Annotated in this window: 2 protein-coding genes and 2 pseudogenes; 3 read left to right on the top strand and 1 reads right to left on the bottom strand. The window is 69.5% G+C overall.

Annotated elements, in window-relative coordinates:
• The 3 genes and pseudogenes from x551_RS19365 to lysM all read left to right on the top strand — a co-directional run.
• Positions 1–305 (top strand): urease accessory UreF family protein (locus x551_RS19365; RefSeq protein WP_036250342.1); only part of this gene is annotated, 305 nt, incomplete at its 5' end.
• Positions 306–357: 52 nt separating this feature from the next.
• Positions 358–1,016: pseudogene (gene ureG / locus x551_RS19360) on the top strand (urease accessory protein UreG).
• Between the two features lie 103 nt (positions 1,017–1,119).
• Positions 1,120–1,623: a peptidoglycan-binding protein LysM gene (gene lysM, locus x551_RS19355; RefSeq protein WP_036235720.1), complete on the top strand. Its 504-nt coding sequence runs from the start codon at positions 1,120–1,122 to the stop codon at positions 1,621–1,623.
• Positions 1,624–1,642: 19 nt separating this feature from the next.
• Here the strand turns inward: lysM and x551_RS27680 are convergent.
• Positions 1,643–3,678: pseudogene (locus tag x551_RS27680) on the bottom strand (EAL domain-containing protein).
• Positions 3,679–4,049 lie beyond the last annotated feature (371 nt).

The following is a 4,049-nucleotide window of genomic DNA, read 5'->3' as shown; positions in this document are numbered from 1 at the left end:
CGCCCGCGCCCAGCTATCCGGTGGCGTTCGCGCTGGCCGCGGCCGGCACGCCCGCGAGCCTGCGCGAGGTGGCGCTGGCCTACGCCTTCGGCTGGGCCGAGAACATGGTGCAGGCGGCGATCAAGGCGGTGCCATTGGGCCAGAGCGCCGGCCAGCGCATGCTCGGTGCGCTGGTCGAGGCCATCCCCGCGACCGTGGACGCGGCGCTCGTGCTGCGTGACGGCGAACGCATGGCCTTCACGCCAATGCTCGCGGTGCTGTCGGCCCGCCACGAGACACAGTACTCGCGGCTGTTCCGCTCCTGAGCGAGCGGGGCCACGGCGTGGCCGGTGGCGCGCTTCGTGCATCATCACCGCCATGAGCGCATTGCATTCGATCCCCCACCGCAGCAAGAAGCTGCCCCCCCTGCGCGTGGCGTCGGCGGCCCCGTCGGCTCCGGCAAGACCACGCTGGTGGAGATGCTCTGCAAGAGCATGCGCGAGCGCTGGGACCTGGTGGTCGTGACCAACGACATCTACACCAAGGAAGACCAGCGCCTGCTCACGGTGTCGGGCGCGCTGGAGCCCGAACGCATCATGGGTGTGGAGACCGGCGGCTGCCCGCACACGGCGATCCGCGAGGATGCGTCGATCAATCTCGAGGCGGTGGACCGCATGCTGGCGAAGTTCCCGAACGCCGACATCGTGTTCATCGAGTCCGGCGGCGACAACCTCGCGGCCACCTTCAGCCCCGAGCTCAGCGACCTGACGATCTACGTGATCGATGTCGCCGCCGGCGAGAAGATCCCGCGCAAGGGCGGCCCCGGCATCACCAAGAGCGACCTGTTCGTCATCAACAAGACCGATCTTGCGCCGCACGTCGGCGCCGACCTGGCCGTCATGGAGGCCGACACGCAGCGCATGCGGCCGGCCCATGCGAGTTCGCGGCCCTACGTGATGACCAACCTGAAGACCCGCGCCGGCCTGGCCGAGGTGGTGAGCTTCATCGAGCGTCGCGGACTGCTGCACGCGGCCTGAGCCCCCTGCCCCGCGGGGGTAGGCGGTCTTTCATCGGCGCCGGGTCGCGGTGGGTTTAGAGTCGGCACTCCCCCTTCTCTATCCACCACGAAAGGACAACGCCATGGGCCTGATGAGTTTCATCAAGGAAGCCGGAGAAAAGCTGTTCGGCAAGGGCGAGGCCAAGGCAGCGCAGGAGGCCGCAAAGCAGGCCCCCAGTCCCGAGAACCTGGAGCGGCTGAACAAGGCTGCCGGCGACGCCATCGTGAGCTACATCCAGGCGCAGGGCCTGAAGGTCGACGGCCTGGCTGTCGGCTTCGACGGTGCCAGCGCGACGGTCACGGTCTCGGGCGAGGCCCCCGACCAGGCCACCAAGGAGAAAGTGCTGCTGTGCTGCGGCAACGTCGAGAACGTGGTGGCGGTGAACGACCGGCTCACGGTGGCGACGCCCACGCCCGAGGCGCAGTACTACACCGTGGTGAAGGGCGACAACCTGTCGAAGATCTCGAAGCAGTTCTACGGCACGCCGAACAAGTACCCGGTGATCTTCGAGGCCAACAAGCCGATGCTGACGCACCCGGACAAGATCTACCCGGGCCAGGTGCTGCGCATCCCGCCGCAGCCCTGAATCCGGCGCGCGCCCGGCGTCACAGCGCGAGCGTCGCGGCCCGGTCCTGCAGCCATGCCGCCGTCACGGTGGCGTCGGCGGGCCGGGCGAACAGGTAGCCCTGGAAAGCCGGACACTCCATCGCGGCCAGGATCGCGGCCTGGGCCTCGGTCTCGACGCCCTCGGCCACGACGTGCAGCCGCAGGCTGCGGGCCATGGCGAGGATCGCGCGGACGAGTTCGCGGTCATCGGCATCGGCCTCGAGGTCGCGCACGAAGGTGCGGTCGATCTTCAGCGTGTCGACCGGAAAGCGCTTGAGGTGGCCGAGGCTGGAATAGCCGGTGCCAAAGTCGTCGATCGCGATCCGCACCCCCAGGCCCTTGAGGCGGCGCAGCATCTCCAGCGTGGCCTCGGGATCCTGCATCAGCGTGGACTCGGTGATCTCGAACTCGAGACGGCTGCCGTCGACGCCGGTGGCGTGCAGCACGTCGGCCACGGTGTCGACGAAATCTGCCTGCGCCAGCTGCACCGGCGAGACGTTGACCGCGACCGAGATGCCGCCGAGCGCGGTGCCCGACCACGCCCGCAGCTGCTCGCAGGCCTGGCGCAGGACCCAGTGGCCCATCGGCACGATCAGGCCGCTCTCCTCGGCCACCGGATGAAGACGGCCGGGCTCTGCAGGCCCTGGCCCGCACGGTCCCAGCGCAACAGGGCCTCGACGGCGACCGCATCGCGCGTGCGGCCATGGACCACCGGCTGGTAGTGCACGATGAACTGGCCCGCCGCGAGCGCGCGGCGCATGTCCGCCTCGAGCTGCAGCCGCGCCGAGGCGGCATCGTCGACCGCCTTCGAGAAGAAGTGATAGCGGTTGCGGCCTTCGCGCTTGGACCGGTACATGGCCGCATCCGCACGCTTCATCAGTGTGTCGGGGTCTTCGCCATCGCCCGGGAACAGCGCGATGCCGAGGCTTGCGCCGACGTTGACCTCGGTGCCACCCAGCACGCACGGCTGGGCCACCTGCCGCAGGATCTTCTTGGCGACCTCGGCCACGCCATCGACCTCGACGTCGTCGAGGTCGGACAGCAGCACCACGAATTCGTCGCCGCCGAGACGGCAGATGGTGTCGCTGGCGCGCAGCGCGCCGGTGAGCCGCTGTGCCACCGCCTTCAGCAGCTCGTCGCCGACCGCATGGCCCAGCGAATCGTTGACGTGCTTGAAGTGGTCCAGATCCATGAAGATCACCGCGAAACGCCGGCCATGCCGGCGTCCGGACTGGCAGGCCTGGTGCACGCGGTCCTGGAACAGCACGCGGTTGGGCAGGCCGGTGAGGCCGTCGTGATGGGCCAGGTAGGACATCTTCTGCGCCAGGCCGCGGGCCTCGGTCACGTCCTGGAACACCATCACCGCGCCGAGCACCCGTCCATCACGCCCCGCGATCGGTGCGGCCGAGATCTGCACGCCGTAGTCGCGGCCGGAGCGGTGCCGCAGCGCCGCGCTTTCCCGCACGCCATAGACCTCGCGGTCCTGCAGGCACTGCTCGACCGGGCTCGGCAGCGGCGCGCCGCTCTCCTGGTCGAACAGCTGGACGACCTGCGCGAACGGCAGGCCCCGGGCCTGCGCGAGCAGGCAACCGACCATCTGCTCGGCCACCGGATTGAGATAGGTGATGCGCCCCGCTTCGTCGGTGCTGATCACGCCGTCGCCGATCGAGTGCAGCGTGACCTCGATGCGCTCCTTCTCGGCCGCCAGCTCGAGCGCCAGACGCTTCTGCTCGGTCACGTCCTTCAGAACGGCGAGCGTGCGCAAAGGCTGCCCGTGCGCGTCGGTCTCCCAGATGGCGGAGATCTGCACGTCGAGCACCTCGCCGGACCTGGTCACCATCTGGTAGTCCATGTCGCGCAGTTCGCCTTCGCGCATGAAGCGTGGAATGATCGACCGCTCCGCGCGCTCGCGAGATTCGGTGGTCAGGAACTCGGTGGAACGGCGCCCGAGGACCTCGGAGCGCTCGTAGCCCAGGCGGGCCAGCCAGGCGTCGTTGACCGCGACCAGCCGGCGCTCGACGTCGACCGAGTGCATCATCACCGGCGTGCGCTCGTACAGCGTGCGGAACTGCGCCTCGCGGTCCTCGATCTCGTGGACATGCTGGCGATTGCGCTCCATCGCAGCGGCCAGCAGCAGCGGCGGCACCAGCGTCAGCACCACCGGCAGGTAGAAGGCCACCGTCTCCAGCCAGCCCTCGCCCGGCCCGGGTTGGAACAGGCCGAGCGCGATGACGATGCCGACCGACAGCGAGGCGAGCAGGCCGCCGGTGGCTGCGCCGGCGAAGCCCCCGACGGCCGCCACCAGCATCAGCGCGACGGACACGTAGACGTAGCGGAAATGCGAGAACACCGAGGCCGAGGCCGCGGTCGCGACCGCGACCAGCACCACCGCGGCCACCGCGGGCC

Origin of the sequence: Methylibium sp. T29, assembly GCF_000576205.1 — a bacterium.
Classification (GTDB): Bacteria; Pseudomonadota; Gammaproteobacteria; order Burkholderiales; family Burkholderiaceae_C; genus Methylibium; species Methylibium petroleiphilum.
The sequence above is the reverse complement of the archived record's forward strand: the minus strand, read 5'-3'. Positions and strand labels throughout refer to the sequence as shown.